Annotated in this window: 21 protein-coding genes; 10 read left to right on the forward strand and 11 right to left on the reverse strand. The window is 39.8% G+C overall.

Features of this window, described 5'->3' with window-relative positions:
* Nucleotides 1-58 precede the first annotated feature (58 nt).
* The 9 genes from VCA1004_RS13655 to VCA1004_RS13695 all read right to left on the reverse strand — a co-directional run bounded on the left by VCA1004_RS13655 (nt 59) and on the right by VCA1004_RS13695 (nt 10,994).
* Nucleotides 59-1,354, reverse strand: coding sequence for an NRAMP family divalent metal transporter (locus VCA1004_RS13655; RefSeq protein ID WP_086980993.1), 1,296 nt, complete (start codon nt 1,352-1,354; stop codon nt 59-61).
* A gap of 445 nt (nt 1,355-1,799) precedes the next feature.
* Nucleotides 1,800-1,988: a hypothetical protein gene (locus tag VCA1004_RS13660; RefSeq protein ID WP_086980994.1), complete on the reverse strand. Its 189-nt coding sequence runs from the start codon at nt 1,986-1,988 to the stop codon at nt 1,800-1,802.
* Nucleotides 1,989-2,226: 238 nt separating this feature from the next.
* Complete coding sequence (locus VCA1004_RS13665; RefSeq protein WP_086980995.1) at nt 2,227-2,841, reverse strand: fumarylacetoacetate hydrolase family protein; 615 nt, start codon at nt 2,839-2,841, stop codon at nt 2,227-2,229.
* Between the two features lie 32 nt (nt 2,842-2,873).
* Nucleotides 2,874-6,632: an AAA family ATPase gene (locus VCA1004_RS13670; RefSeq protein ID WP_086980996.1), complete on the reverse strand. Its 3,759-nt coding sequence runs from the start codon at nt 6,630-6,632 to the stop codon at nt 2,874-2,876.
* On the reverse strand, nt 6,632-7,924 hold the full coding sequence (gene sbcD, locus VCA1004_RS13675; protein ID WP_086980997.1) for an exonuclease subunit SbcD: 1,293 nt from the start codon (nt 7,922-7,924) through the stop codon (nt 6,632-6,634). The genes VCA1004_RS13670 and sbcD overlap by 1 nt, the downstream gene beginning before the upstream one ends.
* A 684-nt stretch (nt 7,925-8,608) precedes the next feature.
* Entirely contained in the window at nt 8,609-9,442 is an 834-nt protein-coding gene (locus tag VCA1004_RS13680; RefSeq protein ID WP_086980998.1) for a CsgG/HfaB family protein, read from the reverse strand.
* Nucleotides 9,443-9,458: 16 nt separating this feature from the next.
* Entirely contained in the window at nt 9,459-9,863 is a 405-nt protein-coding gene (locus VCA1004_RS13685) for a curli assembly protein CsgF (protein WP_086981387.1), read from the reverse strand.
* A gap of 10 nt (nt 9,864-9,873) precedes the next feature.
* Nucleotides 9,874-10,347 carry a curli production assembly/transport protein CsgE gene (locus VCA1004_RS13690; protein WP_086980999.1) on the reverse strand — a complete coding sequence of 158 codons (474 nt, stop codon included), beginning with the start codon at nt 10,345-10,347 and terminating at the stop codon, nt 9,874-9,876.
* The gene (locus VCA1004_RS13695; RefSeq protein ID WP_164520887.1) at nt 10,344-10,994 is read right to left on the reverse strand and encodes a LuxR C-terminal-related transcriptional regulator; all 651 of its coding nucleotides are present in this window, start codon (nt 10,992-10,994) and stop codon (nt 10,344-10,346) included. The genes VCA1004_RS13690 and VCA1004_RS13695 overlap by 4 nt, the downstream gene beginning before the upstream one ends.
* A gap of 358 nt (nt 10,995-11,352) precedes the next feature.
* Between VCA1004_RS13695 and VCA1004_RS13700 the strand changes: the two genes are divergently transcribed.
* The 3 genes from VCA1004_RS13700 to VCA1004_RS13710 are packed head-to-tail and all read left to right on the forward strand — an operon-like array spanning nt 11,353 to nt 13,442.
* On the forward strand, nt 11,353-11,913 hold the full coding sequence (locus VCA1004_RS13700; protein ID WP_086981001.1) for a hypothetical protein: 561 nt from the start codon (nt 11,353-11,355) through the stop codon (nt 11,911-11,913).
* A 19-nt stretch (nt 11,914-11,932) separates the two neighbouring features.
* Nucleotides 11,933-13,090, forward strand: a complete 1,158-nt coding sequence (locus VCA1004_RS13705; protein WP_086981002.1) for a beta strand repeat-containing protein — start codon at nt 11,933-11,935, stop codon at nt 13,088-13,090.
* A gap of 1 nt (nt 13,091) precedes the next feature.
* Nucleotides 13,092-13,442 (forward strand): hypothetical protein, encoded by a 351-nt coding sequence (locus VCA1004_RS13710; RefSeq protein WP_086981003.1) that lies wholly within the window; start codon nt 13,092-13,094, stop codon nt 13,440-13,442.
* A 190-nt stretch (nt 13,443-13,632) separates the two neighbouring features.
* Here the strand turns inward: VCA1004_RS13710 and VCA1004_RS13715 are convergent, their stop codons facing one another.
* On the reverse strand, nt 13,633-14,169 hold the full coding sequence (locus VCA1004_RS13715; protein WP_086981004.1) for a DUF3332 domain-containing protein: 537 nt from the start codon (nt 14,167-14,169) through the stop codon (nt 13,633-13,635).
* A 311-nt stretch (nt 14,170-14,480) separates the two neighbouring features.
* Between VCA1004_RS13715 and VCA1004_RS13720 the strand changes: the two genes are divergently transcribed.
* From VCA1004_RS13720 to VCA1004_RS13750, 7 genes are all read left to right on the forward strand, one after another.
* A complete protein-coding gene (locus tag VCA1004_RS13720; protein ID WP_086981005.1) occupies nt 14,481-16,850 on the forward strand; it encodes a fatty acid cis/trans isomerase in 2,370 nt (789 codons plus the stop codon).
* Between the two features lie 197 nt (nt 16,851-17,047).
* Nucleotides 17,048-17,503, forward strand: a complete 456-nt coding sequence (locus VCA1004_RS13725; RefSeq protein ID WP_086981006.1) for a methylglyoxal synthase — start codon at nt 17,048-17,050, stop codon at nt 17,501-17,503.
* Between the two features lie 105 nt (nt 17,504-17,608).
* Nucleotides 17,609-17,863: a DUF2999 family protein gene (locus VCA1004_RS13730; RefSeq protein WP_086981007.1), complete on the forward strand. Its 255-nt coding sequence runs from the start codon at nt 17,609-17,611 to the stop codon at nt 17,861-17,863.
* Nucleotides 17,864-18,340: 477 nt separating this feature from the next.
* Nucleotides 18,341-19,825, forward strand: coding sequence for an arylsulfatase (locus tag VCA1004_RS13735; protein WP_408646925.1), 1,485 nt, complete (start codon nt 18,341-18,343; stop codon nt 19,823-19,825).
* Between the two features lie 316 nt (nt 19,826-20,141).
* Complete coding sequence (locus tag VCA1004_RS13740; protein WP_086981009.1) at nt 20,142-21,461, forward strand: anaerobic sulfatase maturase; 1,320 nt, start codon at nt 20,142-20,144, stop codon at nt 21,459-21,461.
* A 2-nt stretch (nt 21,462-21,463) separates the two neighbouring features.
* Nucleotides 21,464-22,507 (forward strand): tetratricopeptide repeat protein, encoded by a 1,044-nt coding sequence (locus VCA1004_RS13745; protein WP_408646908.1) that lies wholly within the window; start codon nt 21,464-21,466, stop codon nt 22,505-22,507.
* 145 nt (nt 22,508-22,652) lie between these two features.
* Nucleotides 22,653-23,636 (forward strand): HAD family hydrolase, encoded by a 984-nt coding sequence (locus VCA1004_RS13750; protein WP_086981010.1) that lies wholly within the window; start codon nt 22,653-22,655, stop codon nt 23,634-23,636.
* Between the two features lie 187 nt (nt 23,637-23,823).
* Here the strand turns inward: VCA1004_RS13750 and VCA1004_RS13755 are convergent, their stop codons facing one another.
* The gene (locus VCA1004_RS13755) at nt 23,824-24,219 is read right to left on the reverse strand and encodes a nitrous oxide-stimulated promoter family protein (protein ID WP_086981011.1); all 396 of its coding nucleotides are present in this window, start codon (nt 24,217-24,219) and stop codon (nt 23,824-23,826) included.
* Nucleotides 24,220-24,222 lie beyond the last annotated feature (3 nt).

The raw sequence follows: 24,222 nt of genomic DNA on the forward strand, positions 1-24,222 counted from the left end.
CGAACACTCTATTAGCGGCTCAGATAATCAAGATGATTGGTATTATTGAGCATGCAGGTTACATCAACCAGCTCCACCAGATGAAGGCCGCTAAGAAACCAAATAAGTAAACAAAACCAACCCAAGATAACGCCTTTAACTTACCAGTAAATTTCAAATCATCGGGTAAATGCGTTTTAGTCACTAAACGATAATTTAAAATAGCAAAAATCGGCGTCGTCATAAAAGCAAGGATCATTGCAAAGTGCATCATTGCCATTAATGAAGACGTGAAGAATAAAATAACCGCAAACGCCAACAAACTGACAACTACCATCCAGACATTCAATGTTGATTTTGCTGTCTCAGGCTGGGCATCTTCCGATTTACCACGAAGTAACAAGGTACTTTCGGTCAAGACACGTGAGTAGCCATCGATACAAGTAATGGTACTTCCAAAGATACAAAAGAAAGCAATAACAGCGATTAAATAGCGTGACCATTCACCTATTGACGCAGTGTACATGCTAACTAATTGATGAGAAAAACCAATTCCTGACGTTTTCAACGTTTCACCACTGCCGTTTAATACCAACGCCCCTAAAGATAAAAAGACGATGGCTAGAACTGCCGTCCCAATATAACCAACATTAAAATCAAACAACGCAGAGCGTGGTGTCACTTTTTGCTCTTTGGCTTGCGACTTTAACCACAAAGAATTAAAACAAGAAATTTCAATTGGTGCAGGCATCCAGCCCATCATGATCACAATAAAACCAAAAGCCGCTAACGTCCAAGGTGATGGGCTTTGATAATCAGCAGGAGCCACAGCCCCTTTACTGGCTGCGATCATCACCGCCAATACCGTGGTAATCACTAACACTGACATGATCAGTTTAGAAAGAGTGCTTAATGCTTTGAAATGCCCGGCCATTAAAATCAATAGACAAACCACTAAGATTCCACCAGCCATCACGGGTAGTGAGAGTGCAACCGGTAAAAAGTACCCCATCAAACTGGCGCTAAACATCAATAAGGCTGCAATATTGACGAACGCTGAAATAAAATTCAGCACATTAAACAACCAAAGATAGCCAATCCCCATTTGATGGTAACCTTGAACTAAACTTTGACCGGTTCCTACCGTATATTGAACACCTGCTCTAAAAAATGGGTATTTAAATAAGTTAACCAGCAGGATCAACATAGCCAGTTGCCAACCATAAGTGGCTCCAGCTTGCGTAGATGACACTAAGTGCGAACCACCAACCGCCGCAGACGCCATCATAATGCCGGGTCCCAAAGCTTTCATTAAAGACGTTTTTTGATTGGATGCCCCCGAGCGAGGGTGTGATAGTGTGGCCGTATTTTCCATATTCTGTCCTTATTAAGTTGTCAGAAAATCGCAATACAAGTTCTGCAACTTTTTATTGTGTGCCTTCCATGTCAGTTATTTTCTATTTGGTTCATTGATGCAAATGAACCAGCATAACTGCTCAATTTGGCTTTATAATATTGGATTCATCATTCGCGAGTAACCGCCTCAACGAACAAAGAAATAACAGAGCGTTAACACTCAGTTTTAGAACATTCTGCTGTCTTTAAGCCCAATAAACAAGAGTTCAAAACTTCAATTCAGAATGATATTCTGCCATTAGTAACAATATTGGTAAGATCATTTACAATGCACAGTGCAACAGAAGGAGTGGCTTGTTTAAAGGCGGAAAAAAGGCATAAAAAAAAGCTGACTTACTAAGCCAGCTTTGAAAGAAATTTTGATGCCAGTCAATGGACTCAATTAAGAATACATTGGGCTGCGCTTAATATAAACCTAAGTCTTTTTTCATATGAGAAGAAAGTGTTGAAGCATCATAAGCGGCGTTAGAAACCTGTTTGCTGGTGCCAAACAACACATCAACGATGTGCATAATCAATCCTTTGACGTTAACCGAGTAGGTTTTTTGCTCCATTGATGGGTTTGCAACTGATTCTAAAATTGCTTGTGTCATCGCGGTATTCACTCTATTTAACGTTCAATTTTCGTGCATATTAACGTTGAGATTGAGGTTATAGAAATGAAAAATATCCTGCATTCAGATTAGTTTTTCTAATCAATAATAACGTAAAAAAAGTAATGACTTTCTAAAAATATTATTAAATAAAAACAATCAGTTAAAATAATTCGCTGCCATCAACTCAAGATAACGCCAGCCACATTAACATCTAAGAAACATTTTATTCTGTTATTTATTGCGCTATCCATTGAGTTTCGATTAAGACATCATCATATTGCTTTATTCTTGCCGTGAAGATATCCCCTTCATGAACGACGCCTACCCCACTGGGTGTTCCAGTCATAAGCACATCACCATTATTGAGCGTGGTATAGGATTTCACTTCATTTAAAATATCTTGCGGTGAATACAACATATTCATGACGCCACCAGATTGCACTCGCACACCGTTAATCAGCAATTCCAATGAAATGCCTTGCCAGTTTCCATTAACCAAAGTGACAAATTTACTTAATACGGCTGATCCATCAAAGGCTTTCGCGCGTTCCCAAGGTAATTGCTTGGCCTTCAACGTGGATTGCAATTCACGCTTAGTCAAATCCAAGCCAAAGCCCACCGCATCAATGTCGCCATTTTTGATGGTAAAACAAATTTCACCTTCATAATGCAGAGGTTCCTGATGATAAGCATGCAATTTGTTGGTAATCGAGGTCGTTGGCTTATTAAATACCACCATTTGATCCGGCATGGCATTATTGAGCTCTTTAACATGCTCGGCATAATTTCGTCCAACACATACCACTTTTGATGGTTTTACTTTTTTATCATCAACCAATATTACTGACATCTCTCTTCCCTCTATGCGCTTGCATTCAATTATTAAGACTTCGAAATACGGAATGAAGCATCAAGCTCACTCATCCCTAAGCCATTGCGTTTGTGTACTTTTATTTGTACTGGGATCCGTTCTTTCATGGCTTCAATATGGCTAATCACGCCAATCATTTTACCCGACGCATTTAAATTATCTAATGCATTCAGTGCGATATCTAACGTATCAGCATCTAAAGTACCAAAACCTTCATCTAAAAATAAAGAATCAATGCTGGTTTTGTGACTCACTAAATCAGAGAGTGCCAAGGCCAATGCTAAGCTCACCAAGAAGCTTTCTCCACCCGATAATGTTTTCGTATCACGCAACGCATCACCTTGCCAGGTATCAATGACAGATAACGCTAAACCGTCTGCATAAAAAGTGACATCGTCACGCGAGCCATTTTGGTTAATGCTACTTCGTTGTAATAAGTATCGTCCATGCAGGCGCTCTAACTGTTTATTTGCCAAATACACTAAGTTATCTAACGTTAAACCTTGGGCAAACTTTCTAAATTTATCACCACTTTTCGAGCCTATCAGTGAATGTAGATACTGCCAATCATCATATTGCAGGCGCGCCTGTGTGATTTTTTCAAATAAAGCCTGTTGATTTTGTTTGCGGCTATGATTCGATTGCAGTTCATGCTCAACCTGTCCGGTACGATAAGCCTGTGTATCCAAGGTTTTCAACAGTTGCTGTTGCTGCATTTGCACCTCAGTTAAAGGCACTCGCTGCCAAGATTCCGCATTCGGATGCGCCGCTACTTTTTGCTCATGCTGCTGTGCCTTCTCGACTAGCGCTTGAGCTCGTTGCAATTGATCATTAATCCCTTGCTTCAGAGTCAATAATTCTTGTCGCGTTTCAGGCGCTAATAAGGCTTGTTCAAAATCCTCTTGCTGGCTAAATGGGCTTGCCTCTAATGCTTCTTGCCAAGCTTGATAGTAACGTTGCTGTAATTGCTTTTGCTGAGTAAGTTGTGTGGTGAAGCTTTCTAATTCCCCTGTCAATTTCTCTAACAAAGTTTGCAATTGATAAAACGCTTGTTGTGCATCGGTTTGCCGCTTTTCTTGATTTTCTAATGCTTGCTGGCTAGCCATGCGTTCATCAGCAACATGTCTGGTGCCAAACAGCGCTTGACGTTGTTGTTTTAGGCGCGCTAAAGATTCCGTTTCGCTGGTTAAGGCTTTTTGAGTGGTGGTTAGCCCATCGGTTACGTTGACCAGCTCTTTTTCTAAACGTGTTAATGTTTGCTGGTTTTGCTCTAGTTTATGTTTTAGCTCGGTGTGCAATTGTTGCTTTTGCTGCCAAAGTGCTAAAGCTTGCTTTCTTTGTTCTAGCCATTGTTGTAAATGACTTACTTGGTGAGGATGATTTTCCACATCATATTCTGGTACGCCATAACCTAACGATAGCCAGTGTTGTACTAATTGTTCATAACTTGCCACGAGCGCTTTTTTCTCATCTTGTAAACGCTGAGCTTGTTGATGATCTTGTTGACTTAACGCATTCAGTTGCTGCGTCATTATTTCTAATGCAGCTTTAGCTTTATTATTGTCATTAGTCGCCACGTGTAAGGCTTCTTTTGCCTCATAACATTGCTTTTCTAGTGTGAGCAATTGTTGACGTTGTAATTTAAGACGCTCAATGGTGACTGGTAGTGTGACTTCAAGCTGTTGCAAACTCACTGCATCGTCAATCGTAAACACAGTTAAGCCTGTGTCGCTAAAAAGTTGTGCCCATTGTTGCTTTAATAACGCTAACTCTTGTGTATCTTGCGTTTGGTGCTTGCTCAACTCTTCAAGATAACGCGTCACTGAATCAAGCTGAGTACGCGCTTTCATACCATTAGCTTCAATCTCTTGTTTTTCAGCCTGCGCTTGTTCTTTGTCTACAATAATTTGTGAACGATTAACCTGCAGACCTTGCTCTAGTATCGGGTGCTCTAATGAGCCACACAACGGACACGCCTCTCCTTGAGCCAATTGCGCCCGAAAGTCAGCAAACTGAGTGTCATGATCAATCAGCTTAGTGTAACTTTGTATTTGTGCTTCTTTGGCTTTATAAGCTTGACGCAATAATACACACTGCTCGGTCAGCTTTTGGTGTAATTGCTTTTTCGAGGTTAACAGTTCCGCTTCTTCTGTAATTTTAGAAGACAATTTCAACCACGAATCGTGTTTAAGCCTTAATTGATAACAAATGTGTAACTGCGTATTGGCTTGCTCTAAAGCGGTATTTAAAGCTTCTTCATTGTGAGCAATGCTGTCTTTAAATTCGTTGGTACTTTTCTGTGCCGCTTCATACACACTGCGCTTGGTCGCAACATCAAGATCAAGTTGTTTAACACGAGCAGTTTCTGATTGAAACGTTTGTTCTAACTTAGTTTTATCAGTTTGTTGCTGCTGCAAGGCTTTTTGTTGTAGAGCTAACAACTCACCTTTTTGAGCTAACTGTTGGACTTGCAAGCCCCAGCTATTTAAGTGCTGCGTCAATTGTTCATCATTCGCATGCGCCGTTAAGTACGCATCACAGTCTGCTTTTTGAGTTTGTTCTTGCTTAAGGGTTTGCGTGATCTTGACGACTTCTTGTTGCTTATCATGATGGGCTTGGCTTGCTTGTTGATAACGCTCGGTTAATTCATTCACTTTCGTTGTGATATGTTGAATTTGGTTATCTAAAGGCTGCACTTTGTCATCAATTAACGTTAATAAATCATGGTGCGATTTTTTGTGCTGTTGATAGCTAAGAGCGGCTTGCTCCAATACCTGTTCCTTGGTTGACTTTTCAGTCTGCACCTTAACAAACGCATCACGTTTCTCACTAATGAGTTTTTCAATAGCCGCAACCTGAGCGTCTGACTCTTTCCATTGTTGAAACACCGATTTTAATTGTTCCGCTGGCTCACTTGCCGCTAACTGTTCTAACTTAGGCTGAGCTATCTTTTGCTGTTCTAACGCGACATTCAAAGCCTGTTTTGCGTCAATGAGTTCTTTCTCTGCCGCCTGACATTGTTGCCACCATTGGCTGTGTTGCTCCCAGTGCTGCAACTTGGTTTTATTATCCGCAATAGATGTTTTCAATTGTTGCAATTCGTCTTCAAAGTTCTGTATTTCTTCATCACTTAAAAGCTGTACGCCTTTAGCTTGCGATTCCAACTCTGCAAGCTTTTGTTTTACTTCGCTAAAATGTTCATGTACTTGTTCAGAAATCAATCCGTAAATTTCAGTGCCGGTCAACTCTTCAAGTAATTCCGCTCGTTCAGATTCTTTGGCATTGAGAAAAGCAGCAAATTGCCCCTGAGATAACATCATGGATTTAGTGAAACGTGAAAAGTCGAGACCAGTGATCTCTTTTAATAAGGCGTCTTTCTTTTTCACTTGGCTGGCGAGAACTTTTCCTGAATCAACTTCCGCAAGCTCTACAACCGCCGATTGCAAATTGCCATCCGCTTTTCCACGTGAACGACGCATGCTCCAGAATGCACGATAAGCGATACCTTTGACTTCAAATTCCACTTCCGCCAAACACTCCGCGGTGCCTCGGGTCATGATTTCGTTCGATGAGGTAGAAATCAGCCCAAGTCGTGGCGTTTGATGGTATAAAGCCAAACAAATCGCATCAAGCAATGTCGTTTTCCCTGCTCCTGTTGGGCCCGTAATCGCGAATAAACCATTTTCAATGAAGGGTGATTGACTAAAGTTGAGCTTCCATTCCCCTTTTAAGGAGTTCAAATTTTGAAAACGAACACTCAATATTTTCATTATTTAGAATCCTCATTAGGCTTTGGTTCAGTTTCGGTCATGTCGTTTTCCAGCTTCATTACAATTTGTTGAAATTGCTCGCTGATCCTTTGTTTTCGTAATTCGGCTTGTTCACCCTCAAAATGTTCAATACTCAGGCGCTTATTAAATACCTCATAGGGCGTTAATTCAGCTAAGGTTTCTTTACTCTGTTGAGTTAAAGATTGCGACTGTTGAGTACGACTGCGTCGCAGTTGTAAAACTTCGACGTTATAGCCTTCTGTTATTGCTTGTATTCGAGATTGTAAATCTGACAAATAATCATCATGCTCAACATGAATACATAACCATACGGTTTGGGGACAATGTTCAAACTGCTGTAGTTGTTGCTCTAATGATTCCAGCGTACCTTTGAGTGTCGCCATAGGCTGAAATAGCGGCACTGAAATAGGCTCTATACGCTTGTTCTGATCGGTAAACTCTATTAAGACAATTTGTTTATTCGACATTGATTCATCATTAATAGACACCCCTTTAATTTCATCAAAACTAAGAGGAATAGGTGAACCGCTATAACGGATAGAATCAGACTTCGCCACTATTTGAGGACGATGAATATGGCCTAGCGCAATATAATCGACCGGTGGAAATGCTTTTGCATCAAAGGCTTCTAAACTACCAATATAAATATCGCGCACTGATTCTGAGCTGGTCACGCCAAGTGCCGTCAAATGGCCCGTCGCCACAATAGGTAAAGTTTTATTGGTTTCTTGCTGCAAACGAGCCTGTGTGGTCAGGGCCAACTGATGCAATTTCTCATAATGGCGTTTAATTGCCGCGCCCAGTGCTTGATTCTTGTCAATACTGCTGTCACCGGCGCTACTTTGCACGACATCTCGAGGACGAATAAACGGTACCGCGCAAATAATCACGCCGGGTTGACCTTGACGATCATTTAATACCAGTACTTGATCCGTTAGCTCTTCAGAGGTATTAGCAATCACATAGGTATTTAAGCATGCCAGCAACTGTTTCGATTCATTAAGCATCGAGACCGAGTCGTGATTTCCCCCCAGCACCACTAGAGTCACACCAAGTTGATTAATTTTGACAATAAATTGGTTATACATCTCACGGGCATAACTAGGTGGTGCCCCAGTATCAAAAACGTCACCAGCAATAATTATCGCATCAATATCGTGTTTTAAAACGACGTCTAACAACCAGTCAATAAAAGCTTGATGCTCCTCTTTACGATTTTTAGTAAAAAAGTTTTGACCTAGATGCCAATCAGAAGTGTGCAGGATTTTCATTACGAGCCTGTAAACCAGTTAATAGAGATGGGAAGATTGTGCCATAAACAATTGAATATGAAAGCAAGCACTGACGATTTTAAGATATAAAAAAAGCCCAGGAAATTTAACCTGAGCTTGTTACAAAAACCATTACAAAAGTAACAGCCAGCTATGCGTAACCATGGTAAGTGTGTGCTGTTAGGTTTAACTGATCGGCGGCCAAACCAAAAGTTAAACAAGCACTAGGTATGTAACTAATGGCGCTACATTACCCATACATAAAGGGTAAAACAGGGTAATAACCAAGGATTATTATCGCCTTATCTTCTACTCTTCATGCATTTGGTAAGCCGACTCCATTGTCAGCTCATTATTTCTATGGATTCATATAGGCATACATAAACCCTAAAATCGTGAAGTATTCTAACGTTTCTCTCTCAAGCTGTCACCAAAAGCGTGATATCACTCGACAATAGCTTTGATTTAATGACATTTTTGTCTTAATTGGAATGATACCAGTCACAATATCAATCACAAAAGAAAACTTTAGGTTAATTGCGTTAATTATGTGGGGCATTTTCGTGACAGGTGAGTGTCAATTTCTACAAAATGAATACAATAAAAATGCCCACCGCAGCGAGCATTTCATCAAATAATCCAATACAGGTGATACTTCATCACATAACTGGCTCAAAAAGCTTGCTATAGAACCTCAACAGCATCATCAACATAACGTTTAAATACTGGATTTTCCAACTCTTGCATACTTGCAGGGTTCCACAACCGATTTTTTATCCCTTTGACCACTAAGTAAATTACGGCGGTATCAATAGCCGACATTAAGGCAATATTAACAGGTTCATTGTTGGTATAACCCATTTCAATCTCTAACAAATCTTTATAATCAATATATCGAAAAGCTCCCGCTGTCATTTCATAGGACAGAATCGTTTTTGTGGTTGTAACACTCGATAGGATCTTACCCGTTCTCACATCAACGGAACGTAGATTTACCGTGATCTGATCTGTCCTATATTGACCTGAAGCGCCAATACCAAGGTACCTCGCCCCTAAACCACCTGTTTTTATATTGGTATCATAAGCTACAATCCCCCCTTCAATTAAAATATTGGCAGACTGTAATGAAGGCAGATCATTTCCCTGATTGAATGCATCCCCTTTTGATTGAGCTGCACGAATAATTTTTCGCTCAGTGAGTAGATTCTGTAAGCCCTCTCGCTCTAATGGCGCAAACCAACCAGAGTCAATTAAAGACATAGTTAATAACGATGTCGCACCTTGAGAGACTGCGGTAGAGAAGTTGCTGTTTGGTTGCGGACGATATTGTCCGGTTTGATCTCTAAAGTTATACACCGACACCATCACCACGCCTTGGGGTTTCGGAAGACTGATCAGATCTTTATAAGCGGCCCCTCGATACATCAGTTTGGATTCTTCTTCTGTATCTGGAATAGAAATAGAGTTAGAACACGCGGTCAACACCATCAATATGGCTGCAAAGTAAAATTTTTTCATTGCTCTATACTCCATATCAATTACCTAAAGGGTCACTAACTTGAATAATGGAAGACTCACCTGTGACTTTGTCATAAATATTTAAGGTCAATCCACCATTTCCGTCATCCACTACATTGAGAATGAAATCATCGGTTTCCAGCTGTCCACCGTCCGATTTTCCGGAACTCACATCATCTAACAAATTGTTGAGTAGTCGAGATTGCAAGGTGGTTTGTAATCTATCGGCTGCAGTTAAACCAAGTTCATCATCAGGCTCATATTGATTGATAGCGTTCGCAATATTAAGCAGGTGAGTTCCATTGTAAGGGTTTCCCCCAAAACTGGGATTAACAGGTTGATAGATAAGCTCTGTTGCACTGACATTTAATATCGTTGATAACGTACTAAATAATAATAAATTTCTGATCGTCCTTTTCATAAATACACCTTTATAGCTCATCAGGAGCGAGATCGGTTTTATCGGAATACTTCCTTTCTAACTTCCACTTCAATAAATAATAGGAAATATTATCAACAGCTTGTTTGGCTTTTAATTCAGCCTGTTGTAACCCTGGAGACAAACTTGTTCTATATATTGGTGTGTTAAAATGAAAAACAGTAATAATACTGCCAGACAAAGCAGTGGGTCTTTCTTTAACACTTAAATTGATTGATAAATCTTCGTGTTGCTCATTTAAGTTTTGACTAAAGTAAAAGTAAAAATTCCTACCCAGCACTGTCATGGTTTGGTCAATTATAATCCCATCAATCCCTCCTTCATTACTTGGTAATATTGCACTTTCATTTAGACTTCCTTTTTCTTCTATTATATTTTTTGCATCATTCCCACTTTCACCTCTAACTAATTCAATCGTAGATATAAAAACAAAAAACAAAAGGAATAAAACAGGATTAATTTTCATAGTGCACCGTCAAATTTATATTTCTTCGCCCACATTAAAGCTTGCAACCTATTCCTAACTTTTATTTTCTTAAACACATGATGCAAATGAGTTTTTACGGTATTTTCACTCACAAATAATTTTTCGGCTATTTGCCCATTAGATGAACCAAGCAATAACAACTTTAAAATCTCTTCTTCTCGAGAGGTAAGATCGGCATACGCTCTCGATGAGACAGAGTCATTTTCTCTATAATATTCAATTATTTTTTGGGCTATTTCATTAGATAAGCTAAACCTACCCGTTAGAATTCCTTTTAAACCATCAGTGATATGATCCAAACTATCATCCTTGAAAAACACACCAACCACATTCGAAAACTGCAATACAAAAGAAATCTTAATATCTCTATTATTATTAATTAATACTTCCTTAACTTTTCTGTCATGGTTATTGACTGTATTGAGATATAAATTCACCATATCATCTTTAATATATTCCATATCTAATATAAACACTGACTCTCTATAAGGGTAAACCTCAATTAAATCAATGAAAAAAGAAAATGTAATGGGTTCAAATTTTCTCTTAAATTTAATTTCTAAATTTTCTTTCAATAGAGATGATTGTAAAGTCTTACTCGTAACCAAGTAAATTTTTTCATCCATGTAATCCCCCTTAATTAACCTCATCCATAGTGAAACAACTTATGTTCAAGCGTAGACAAGTACCCTGAAACATCCACTTACACCACTCATCAAAATAACTGTTTCTTTACATTCTCACTTATAAGAAATAGTCAACATTTGTTGCACAATAAAGATCACCAATATCAAATTAAAACACTTATAAGATAAACTTTTGTTTTAAACGGAATAAATAACATTAGAAACATACATTCAAAACCATAAGAGTTTAATAACTTAAGTTTAATAAAATTTATCAATAATCAACTGAAAGTTTATAGCTACAACCATAACTAAACACCATAATCTCTATTAAATAAACACAAGGGAACCGCATAAAATGTTTACAATAAAAGAAAAAAAATTTTTATGCATGATAACTATTTTTAACATGGGCATGACATTTAATGTCGCTTATGCAAATCAAGATCTTGCAACCAGTGAGCTCAATAAATACTCAGAGCTCAATAACCAAGCAAGTATCCTAATGAGCGGCAATAAAAATCACGCTTATATACAACAAGAAAATCATCATGAAGGCAGTAACATTGCCTCCATATCGCAATACGGAAATTCAAATAAATCATCGATAAATCAAGGAGGTTCATCTAACAGCGCCGATATTAGTCAAAATGGTAATGCTAATCTCGCTGTTATTTTACAAAACGGTAAAGGTCACAATGGTGAGATTATGCAAGAAGGAGATGAAAATACCGCCGTGTTAAGCCAGTCAGGTTTAAATAAAGAAGGTTCTATCTCTCAGACAGGAAACGACAATCTTGCCTACATCGTCGACAACAGCAGTGTAACCATGTCTGGTTATAACATTAATCAATCTGGACAAAGTGGTTTGATAATAATTAATGGCATGAATCGAAACATCACCATGACATTAAAATAAATAATAGAAGGAATTTATTATGAAAAAATTAGCAATCGCAATTTCAACAATCTTAACATCAGGAATCAGTGCTCAAGCACTCGCCGTCGTTGATAATACATCAACTGTAGGGCTTTCTGGTGTAGGTAGTACGGTTACTGTATACCAATATAGCTCTGGTGACAGCAGTGGTAATGTGTCTAATGCTCAAGTTCATGGTGGTTTCAATAATCATGCTAGTGTTGCACAAGCTGGTGTTAAGAGTACCTCAGGTATTGCTATCACTGGTGGAGCGCATAATAACGCCAACGTAAATCAATTAGCTTTAGGTGCTGATAATCAGGCTTATGTGAACACCGCGGGTTCTTATGCAACTAATTCAACAATCAACCAAGGCGCAGGGAGTTCTCAAGGTTCTTATTTGAGTCATGCATCCAGTTCAAATACAGCCGGTATTCAAACAACCAATTCTGCATTTGTTAATTCAACTATTAATCAAGGCGCTGTTGCTGTAGCAGGATTTAGGGATGTCGCAATAAGCTCAAATAGCGCAAACATTTCAACCAGTAATTCAGCGGGTGTCACCGCGAGCATTAATCAAGGTGCCGTTGCAACGGCAACTGGCTACGGTCATAACACTAGTGTTGCCCATAACTCAGCCAGTATCTCGACCACAAGCTCAGGGTTAGTTAATTCGACGATTAACCAAAACAACTTCAATGATGGCGTGGCAAACTCGGCTTCTATTAATGTGAACCAATCTGGTGGAATACAATCAATTGTTAATCAAGATGGTTCTATGAATACAGGTAATATTAGCGTCTCAAACTCTGGTGGTGTTTCTTCCAGCATTGATCAAAATGGCGATATAAATACCGCTAACATCAATATGCAAAATGCTTATATGTCTGTTGCTGACATCGACCAACTTGGTGATGGCAATGAAGCCTATATTGGTGGTTCAGGGGCCTATAACTTCACTCAAATAGCTCAAACTGGTGACGGAAACATCGCGGGTTCAGTCACTTCTGGCTGGGGCAATGTGTCCACTACTACACAAATGGGTGATAATAATATCGCCTACACCAACGTGAGTGGCTTATCTAATGCTTCATTCACTGGGCAATACGGTAATAACAATGTTTCTAGTACTACCGTATCTGGCTGGGGTAACACAGCGACTGTAATGCAATACTAATATGACAAAACTTATCATAATTGCGGCGCTTTGCGCCGCTCTTTTTCCCCCACTCACTTCAGCTATTACTCATCAAGTTTCTCTATCTGATTTTGAGTTTAGCTGCTCAGTAACTGCGCCTAATATTTTTATTACCTTGCGCACCACTCAAACTAAATCAATGATAATCAATATCCATAGTGCCAATGGCAACACAATGACATCTCAAGTCTCTGGTCACTCGAATAATCAATTTCAATTTTCGTTATCAAATTTACCACTCGACCTCACTATCGTGACCAACCAACAGAAAGTGCACTATCAAATCGCACTCAAAGAGCAAAGCTGTCAGATTTCAAAACGCTCTAACTAGCCTCAACTACGGATAAAAGTGTCACAATAACAAGCCTAATCTTCTGATATATATTTGATAAAAATATCTATCAACTAGTTAAGATTGATTATTTCCTCTCAATGCCGCAATTTGAGCACCAACAAAAAAGCCACTCATCATTGAGTGGCTTTGATAATAGATAATAACGCAGTAAAACTAAAAATGTGAATTACAATTGTGCTGATGCTACGTAATCTTCTAACTCTTGAACATTAACGGTAGTGATAAGCTCATTGTTAGCATAAAACGCAACAGCATCGCCACTTTTCACGCCACGTAATGTTTTTTGAGTACCATTAACATAAGAAATATTCATTTCTAGTGTATTGTTATCAATTTGCTGAATAGTAGTGTTTTCAATATCAGCGTTGTTTGCTTGAACTGGAGCGCCTGTTAAAGAGCTATCTACTTTATCGTTCACTTTCAACCAAGCTTCAACGCTAGTATCAACTAAAGCAGGTGTTTTATTAGTGATGACGTTTTTGCCAGTCCAGAATTCGATAGAGTTAAAGATGAATAAGTCAGCAACAGAAGCAATACCGTACACTGGGCTCATTAGAAGGAATAGACCTTCACGAGCATAACGGTTATCCACTGCCATCAAGTTCACTTTGGTTACTAAACCAGTAACACCCATTTGTCCCATACAACCACTTAATGTTGTTACACCAAGAGCTGCAACAATTGCTACTTTCAACTTTTTCATAATAAATCACTCGCTATTAATGTTTTTAGAAATGCTTAATAAATCTAGCACATACTAAGGAAGAGAATAATATTTTTTACCTTATTTTTTAAGAAGCTAGCACTCGATCACAGCGATCTATCAATTTTACAGATAAACTCATAGACAAAAGCGATAATTAAGATATTAACATCTAAAAAACCTATAATTACAATACATTCACAAAATAAAAACTCAAAGCAAAGAAATATGGGTTTCGATGATAATTTCTTTTATCATCGAAAAGAAATTTGTTATATCACTCTATTAACTCGCATTTTTATGGTAACCCAATGAAGTTAAGACTGCTTCCCTTACTTTTTTTTATCACTCTTTTTTCAGGTTGTGCAGTATATACTGGTTTAAATTACGACAGTTTATTTGGTCAAGCTGAAGTTCAAGACCGTACTCCTGAATACAACACTCAAGCAGCACAGCGCTTTGTTAATGAGATAAAGCCCATTCTTGATAATCGCTGTGTGGTTTGTCACGCGTGTTATGACGCTCCTTGTCAACTGAAACTCTCCTCAGTAGAAGGCATAGACCGTGGTGCTAATAAAAGCCTTGTTTATCAAGGAACTCGCCTCACCGCTTCTAACCCCACTCGCCTATTTGAAGATGCACAAACCACCCAACAATGGCGTGATATTGGTTTTCATCCCATTTTAAATGAGCGCTCGCAAATTCCAGAAGCGAACCTAGAGGCCGGCTTAGTGGCTCGATTGCTGACACAAAAGCAAGCCCACCCATTGCCACAACAAAAACAGCTGGAAGGTTTTGATTTTGATATCGATCGTGAACAACAGTGCCCAACCATTGAAACTTTAGATCAATATCAAGCAGACTACCCGACTTGGGGGATGCCTTATGGAATGCCAGAGCTATCACCTGCTGAACACAACACCTTAATGACCTGGTTGGCCGATGGTGCCGTCATGACTGCCCACGCGCCACTTTCATCAGCACAACAAGCTGAAGTGGCTAAATGGGAAGCTTTTTTCAATGGTGACTCGCTCAAACAGCAACTCACAAGCCGTTATGTGTACGAACATTTATTCTTATCCCATTTATATTTTACCGAGCATCAAAAAGCCACTGCAGACAGCCCTATTCAATTTTTTGCTTTGGTCCGCTCGGCAACGCCACCAGGACAACCTGTGCAACGCATTGCCACTCGTCGTCCCTATGATGACCCTAAAGTTGAACGAGTGTATTACCGTCTTGTGGCCTATCCTGCGACCATCGTGGATAAAACCCACCAGCCTTACGCATTAAATGATAACAAGTTAGCGCGTATTGAAGACCTGTTCATTAAACCGGTTTATTCAGTTAAGACACTCCCAAGCTATGCGCCAAAAGTAGCAGCCAACCCAATGACAGCCTTTGCTGATTTACCGGTCGAAGCCCGTTACAATTTCATGCTAGATAACGCCCAAAACACTATTATGAGCTTTATCAAAGGCCCGGTCTGTCGTGGTCAATTAGCATTAAATGTCATCAATGATCGCTTCTGGGTATTTTTTGTGGATCCTAAATCATCCAAATTACCTAGCGTCAAAAAGTTCTACTATGACCAAACAGACAACTTAAAATTGCCATCCGAACATCAAAGTAACGTACTTCCTATTTACCAATGGGTCAGCTATTCCGAACAACAAGCGCGCTACCTAAAAGCAAAAAATCAAGCCATGAATCAATGGTTCAAAGATGGGCAACATTTAACTACTGAGCTTGTCTGGGATGGTAACGGCAAAAATGATAATGCGGCTTTAACCATCTTCAGGCATTTCGACAGTGCCTCTGTTGTCAAAGGTTTAGTTGGCCAACCGCCTAAAACCGCTTGGATTATTGACTATGCGCTACTGGAACGAATCCAATACCTTTTAGTTGATGGTTTTGATGTTTATGGCAACTTTGGCCATCAACTGATGACGCGTATGTTCATGGATTTCTTACGTATGGAAGGCGAGGAAAACTTTTTATCCTTACTGCCGATTGCCGATAGGCACCGCTTGATGGAAAGTTGGTATCAAGATCCATCAACACAACTCAGTGCTTTTATTCAGCGTGATGTGAAAAAATTTGAAGAACCCACAAGTATTGAATACAAAACTCAAAATACACAGGCAGAGTTGTATCAATTATTAAAACAACGCTTACAACCGGTACTGGGCGATCGCTATGAGATTAAAAACACCGGTTTAGCCCCTCATTATGAAGCGGTATTACGTCAAATTGATAATATTAAAGGCAAAGGATTATTGTCTCTGCCTCAATTGGTAACCGTGTTAATCACAACGGACTCAGGTCAAGAGCAAGTCTTTACTTTGATCCATAATAACTCGCATACCAACATTTCAAGCTTATTTGATGAGGAAAGTAATCGCGATCCAGAAAACGATGATCTCACTTTTGTTAAAGGCGTTGTTGGTAGCTACCCTTCTGCCTTCTTACAGATGCAAGAACAAGACATCACGGATTTTTATCAACGTTTATCTTCCATGCAAAACAATCAAGATTATGTCGCAATTTTAGATAAATACGGTGTTCGCCGTAGTGATCCTAATTTCTGGGCATTCAGTGATAAAATTTCTCAGTGGTATAAAAATGATCAGCCAATTGAATCTGGCTTGCTCGATTACAATCGCTTTGAAAACCGTTAAGGCAATAAGCTAAAAACACTTGGTAAAATAGGCTTGAATACGATCTCAAGCCTATTTTTTTACCTTCAATTAAATTATGCTGTCACTTAAAGTGAACACAATACATGGTTGACCATTCCTGCGGGCACCACAGCCTCGTCGGGAGCTTCAAATTTTTGAATTCATAACCATTTTACTGAACATTTGGACTACTAATAATGAAGAAAACCACTCGTACCATGCCTGCGCATAAAAATATTGCTCTAGTGGCACATGATCACTACAAACCAGAGCTACTGCGTTGGGTACAAGAAAATAAAGAAAAACTGCAGAGTCACTTTCTTTACGCAACGGGCACAACGGGTAATATGCTTAGCCGTGAAACTGGGCTAGCGATTAAAAGTTTGATCAGTGGCCCAATGGGTGGCGATCAACAACTTGGCGCATTGATTTCTGAAGGTAAAATCGACATGATGATTTTCTTTTGGGATCCGCTCAATGCCGTTCCTCATGATCCAGATGTGAAAGCCCTATTGCGCATTGCATCAGTTTGGAATATTCCCGTTGCTACCAACCGCGCAACGGCAAAATTCTTGTTTAACTCCGCGCTATTAGAGCAAGAAGTGGACATTGAAATTCCTGACTATCAAGCGTATTTAAACGAGCGTCTATAATCTTTTTCCTTTTCACGCCAAAACAATCACAAAATGGTTTTGGCGTTCTTATTTTTCGTTTCACCCATTTAGTTCAACCTAACCAGATTTATGAGTACACCTGTTATGAACCCAATCCTTGCATTACTAAAAGAAAACAATATTGAAGATGCACAAATTCGTGAGATTTTTCAAGCGCTGACCACTAACCCATTAGCGGCAATGGCCACTATCAGCCAACTCGGTTTACCTCAAGAACAGTTACAACAATTGATGGCTCAAGTAATGCAAAATCCAGCACTGATTAAAGATGCGGTAGAGGAATTAGGCTTAGATTACGCAAAAGTCGAAGCCGCGAAAGAAAAGCTTCAGAATCAATAAAATAGACATTGATTCAAACATCTTAAGAATAAAAATACATATTATGGCCTACATATTCTGTAGGCCTTTTTTATTAAATCTGAATCCATATTTTTGTTATACCGATCAAATGGTCAGATAATTCACCTTAAGTGACGGCGGTAACCTTGATTCGCCCTAAAATATAACCAGCAGTTATATCCATTATAAAGCGACAATTTGCCTTTCAGACCATACAGTTATCGAGAAGCAGACCTAAATACTTAAACTTAGTTTGGGTACGTGTATTTACTAAATCGTGGTACAGCATCCTACTCAGAAATAAAAACACTGAGTCCTGACCCTTTTTGGTAAAACTCACATAAGGCTGACACAGATATTTCTTCAGTTAGGGATTCCCCTCTAACCTACAAATGAAAAGCTATGGAGTCCAATATGACGGATAAGCTCACAAAACTTGCCTTAGGCATCGGCCTAGTCGTTAGCTCAGCTTCCGCGATGGCCGCGAGTAAACCCAATATTCTGGTTATTTTTGGTGACGATATTGGTCAATCAAATATTTCCGCTTACACTAAAGGCCTAGTGGGTTATCACACACCCAATATTGATAAAATTGCCAATGATGGGGTCATTTTTACTGACTATTACGCAGAACAAAGCTGTACGGCTGGTCGTTCAACCTTTATTACAGGGCAAACCACTTTACGAACAGGACTCGCGAAAGTCGGCCTGCCAGGCGCTGACGTTGGTTTACAAGATCGTGATGTCACGTTAGCTCAATTATTAAAGCCATTGGGTTATGCAACCGGCCAATTTGGTAAAAATCATTTAGGAGATCGAGACAAATTCTTACCAACCAACCATGGTTTTGATGAGTTTTTTGGTAACCTTTACCACCTTAATGCCGAAGAAGAACCCGAACAACGCAATTACCCACAAGACCCAGAGTTTAAGAAAAAGTATGGTCCGCGTGGCGTGATCCACTCTTATGCTGACGGTAAAATTGAAGATACCGGTCCACTAACGCGTAAACGCATGGAAACCATTGATGAAGAAACGGCTTCTGCAGCAATGGATTTTATGGAAAAACAAGTCAAAGCAGATAAGCCATTTTTCGTGTGGTGGAATGCTACTCGTATGCACTTCCGAACCCACGTCAAAGCAGAACACCGTGACAAACCAGGCCTCAACTCACGTACTGAATATGCTGATGGGATGATCGAACACGATAACCAAGTTGGTGTCATTCTAAATAAACTGGATGATTTAGGCGTAGCCGATAACACCATAGTGCTTTACACCACCGATAATGGCCCACATAAAAACTCTTGGCCAGATGCGGCCAATAGCCCATTCCGTAGTGAAAAGGTCACTAACTGGGAAGGGGCTTATCGCGTCCCAGCAATGATCCGCTGGCCTGGACACATCAAGCCTGGCAGTGTCGCTAATGATATCGTAAGTGGTCTTGATTGGTTCCCAACATTAGCGGCAGCAGCAGGGGAAACCAACGTAAAAGAGGAACTACTTAAAGGTAAAAAAGTCGGCGATAAAACCTTTAAAGTTCATTTAGATGGGTATAACCAGTTACCTTATCTCACAGGGAAAGCGAAAGAGTCACCACGCAAAGAGTTTTTCTATTTTAACGATGATGGTCAATTAGTGGCCCTTCGTTATGAAGATTGGAAAATTGTCTTCATGGAGCAGCGAGCAAAAGGAACGTTACAAGTCTGGGCCGACCCATTCACGCCATTGCGTACCCCTAAATTATTTAATTTACGTTCCGATCCATACGAAGAAGCGGATATCACTTCAAATACCTACTGGGATTGGGTCATGGACCATGTGTACTTATATGTTCCAGCTCAAGCTTATGTTGGCCAATTCCTCTCTACATTTGAAGAATATCCACCAAGTCAAATTCCGGCTTCATTTAACTTAGATACCGTGATGAAGAAATTACAAGACTCACCAACATCAAAATAAATTAAGTTGATCATTGTTAAATCGAAATGACACTAACGAAGCCTATACTATGTTATAGGCTTTTATTTATCTCGTAGATTTATCCAGTTAACGCTCATTGATTACAGAATCATCTAGCTTATTTATTTAATCAAAAGCCCGAACATAACTTATACCAATAGTACTAATTATCTGATCAGTATTATTATTGATTAAGATTTGACCTATGCGGTCATAGCTAACAGTTATAGCAGGTATAACAAGTCATTGCCGTCATTACATAATATTATGTAATACAGGGTTTAGACTGAAATATTTAACCAACAAGGTATCTGAAATGAATATTACTCAAGGTCCTCAATTTAACGGCAAAGCATCAAAACGTATGCATGTAATGGCAAAACCGATTGGTGCGGTGTGCAATATCGACTGTGATTATTGTTATTACCTGAGTAAACAAGATTTACTCGACTATAAAAAAGGCTGTTCGCCTGAAATGGACGATTCAGATCTTGAAACTTATATTCGCCAATATATCGAAGGTCAAAATACACCAGAAATCATCTTCACTTGGCAAGGGGGTGAGCCCACCTTATTAGGCGTCGATTACTTCCGCAAAGTCGTCGAGCTACAACGCCAATACTGCCCTGAAGGAATCACCATCTCAAATGACTTACAAACCAATGGCACCCTACTCAATGATACTTGGTGTCAATTCTTAGCAGAAAATCACTTTTTGGTGGGGTTAAGTATTGATGGGCCAGAGCTTTTACATAATGCCTACCGCACCAATAAAGCAGGTAAAGGGACGTTTAAGCAAGTGATGCGTGCCGTTGAGTTATTGCATAAACATCAGGTTAAATTTGCCACTCTCACTTGTGTGAATAATTTGACGAGTCAAAATCCTCTAGAGGTATATCGCTTTTTACGCGATGAAGTGAAATCCCCACAAATGCAATTTATTCCTATCGTTGAACAAAAAACCTTCCGCACGATAGCGCCACAAAAAGGCGAGCAAACTCAGCCACGTCAAGGGGATAAACGACTCATTCCGGGCAATAAAAATTCCATCATGGAACCGTGGTGTGTTTCTGATCTTGCATGGGGTAACTTCCTGATTTCTATATTTAATGAATGGGCATTACATGATGTCGGTAAGGTTTTCGTTCAATATTTCGAAGCCAGTGTCGAAGCTTGGATGGGGCGTAAAAATCCCTTATGTACTTTGGGTGAAATCTGTGGCAAAGGCTTAGCAATGGAGCCAACTGGTGACGTCTTTGCGTGTGATCATTATGTCTACCCAGATTATAAAATTGGCAATATTCATGAATCCACCATTGATGAAATGGCCTATAGCCAAAAGCAGCAAGAGTTTGGATTTGCCAAATCTCGAACCCTGACCACACAATGCCAGCAATGTGACTATAAGTTTGCCTGTCATGGAGAATGCCCCAAAAACCGCTTTATCAGCACCCGAGATGGTGAGCCCGGTTTAAATTATTTATGCGCAGGTTGGCATAAGTTCTTCTCTCATGTAGATCAATCCATGGCGTATATTTTACGTCATCTCGGTCATCCGGTGGCTCATGGCAAGTTCAGTGATTCAGTGCTGCGCCAACAACTCGAGCAACGAGCACAATTTGAAACTAAGTTTTAGGCATGATTATGAAGAACAACACTCTCGCTTTATTCACCGCCTTAATTCTAATGCCCGGTATCGCTTTAATGCCGGCTATCACTGCACAAGCTGCCGCCGTGGAAGCGCCGGTAGCAAATTCATCATCGTCAGCCCCCTCGACACAAGAGCGTATCCAACAATTAGCTTATACTGCACAAGACATTAAAGTGCCTCTTCAAGAACGTGCTCAAGCATTACGTCAACTAGCACGATACCCAAATCAAAACTCATTGATTGCGGTCGCAAGAGCATTAAAAGACAGCCATGCAGAGATCCGAGAGGCTGCTCTAATAGGCGCTGAGCCTTATAAAATTGAACATCGTTGGACGATGGTGTCTCCGTTGCTCTCAGATAAAGTTTTAAATGTTCGCATTGTAGCTGCAGAAAATTTATTAAGAGATTATAACCATTTTGATAACGCTCAACAGCAAGCTTTAGAACCGGCAATCCAAGAGTTAATCTCAACATTACAACCTAAAAACGATCCTGTCTCTCAATTACGCCTTGCCGATGCTTATCGTTGGCATCATCAATGGAAACAGGCGGACACGATATATCGTAATCTACTCAGCCAAGATGTTACTGAACCACAACTCTGGCTCAACCTTGCTGATAATGAAAACCGTCAACAACACAATCAAAAAGCATTGGATATTCTCAACGAGGCTCTGGTGAAACTACCCAACAATGCGGATATTCATTATTCAAAAGCAATGACCTTGGTACGTTTAAAACAAAAATCGCAAGCCGCACAAGCAATGCAAACGGCCGCCACATTAGCCAAAAGCAATAGCCACTATTGGTACTTAAATGGAGTTATTCAGGAAGAGTTTAATGTTGATGAGTCAACCAAATCATTTGAACAAGCATATTTAATTTCAGGAGCTCCAGAGCAATTGTATGCCGTGTGCGGGGTCTATGCTCGGCACAATAATCCTAAGACGGGCTTATGTATTAGTGAGCTGGCAAAATATGCGCCTCCTCAGGTGATAGAACAGCTGAAACAACTAGCAAATAAACAATAAAACAGCCTCACTCTCTTATTTTTATGAAGTAACTTGTATTTATTACGCCCCTTATCTAATGTGTTAACTGCAAGTAACTAAAGGATATTATTTATTCAGCTCACACACTAGTACACGATATTTACCCATAAACTAAGGATAACTTATGAAAATATTTCGTTCTCTCACCTTGGCTGCTATTACGCTACTCAGCCACCAGGTTTTGGCTAATGTGGATCCCCTTCCCTCATGGAATGATACCCAAACCAAAAAAAGCATTATTGAATATGTCCAACAAACCACTTCTCCCGATTCCAAACAGTTTATTCCGGTCAGTGAACGCATTGCCACTTTTGATAATGATGGCACTTTATGGGCTGAAAAGCCGGCGTATTTCCAACTGTATTACGCTATTGATCAAGTAAAAGCCCAAGCGAGCCAACACCCTGAATGGAAAAACACTGAACCTTTTGCTTCCGTTTTAAAAGGGGATATGGAGGGAGTGAAAAAGTCCGGCGTAAAAGGAATTTTAGCCTTAGTCAATGCCACTCATTCAGGAATGAATAGCGAAGAGTTTGATGCTTCCGTAAAAAACTGGCTTAAAACAGCACGTCATCCGGATACCCAGCGTCCTTTTACCCAAATGGTCTATCAACCCATGATTGAGTTGTTGCACTATTTACAAGACAACCAATTCAAGACTTATATCGTGTCAGCTGGTGGTGTGGATTTCATGCGTGCTTGGGCACCTGAAGTTTATGGTATTCCTAAAGAGCAGATCTTTGGATCTTCCATGAAGACAGAATACAAAGTCATTGATGGAAAACCACAAATTATGCGTTTACCTGAAATTAGCGTCCTTAATGATCAAGCGCAAAAACCCGCCACCATTCAAACCTACATTGGCATTCGTCCGGTCATTGCGGGCGGAAACTCAGATGGTGATTTAGAAATGCTCCAATGGACGAAAGCATCATCTTACCCAAGCTTATCTTTACTCGTTCATCATACCGATGCAGAGCGTGAGTGGGCTTACGATAAAGAGTCTGCCGTCGGCCATTTAGAAAAAGCGTTGCCTTTAGCAAAGCAAGAAAAATGGACTGTGATTGATATGAAAAACGATTGGAATCAGATCTTTCCAAAGCAATAACCGAATCAAAAACTCATTGATTCTTTAATCAACAATTGATTTTATAACCCGCTATTAATAGCAAATGAAACCCGATAAAGCGGCCTGATTTAAATGCTTAAGTGAACACTTTCGTCCGAACACGTTCGCGCATAGCATCGTATTAAATGGCTGCTTTATCTTTTTTCCTCTCTACCTCTTTCACTCTTTATCTTTCTTTATCTGTTTCACGCGTTAAACGTTGTGCTCGATTGGATTGATTGCCTGAAGGCTTTCCGACCGGTTTCGCTCTTTCTTTTAATAAATGTCGAATTGCAAGAATAGGATGAGGTAATAACATTCTCGGGCCAGCATAAATCATCACCTGCCGCATTCTTTCTTTAGGTTCTGGCTTATAGCAGTGAATTGGGCAACGATTACACGTTGGTTTACTTTCCCCATACGGACAACGGTCTAATCGCATCGCCGCATAATGTTTTAACTCTTCACACTCAGTGCATAATCGCTGACGACTGTGATGGTGAGCTCGACAATAGAGCTCAATCATTGCTGAGACCGTTTTCATCTCCGTCAGCAAAGCACCTTGTAATAAGTTTTCAGGCATAGT

Origin of the sequence: Vibrio aphrogenes, from assembly GCF_002157735.2 — a bacterium.
Classification (GTDB): Bacteria; Pseudomonadota; Gammaproteobacteria; order Enterobacterales; family Vibrionaceae; genus Vibrio; species Vibrio aphrogenes.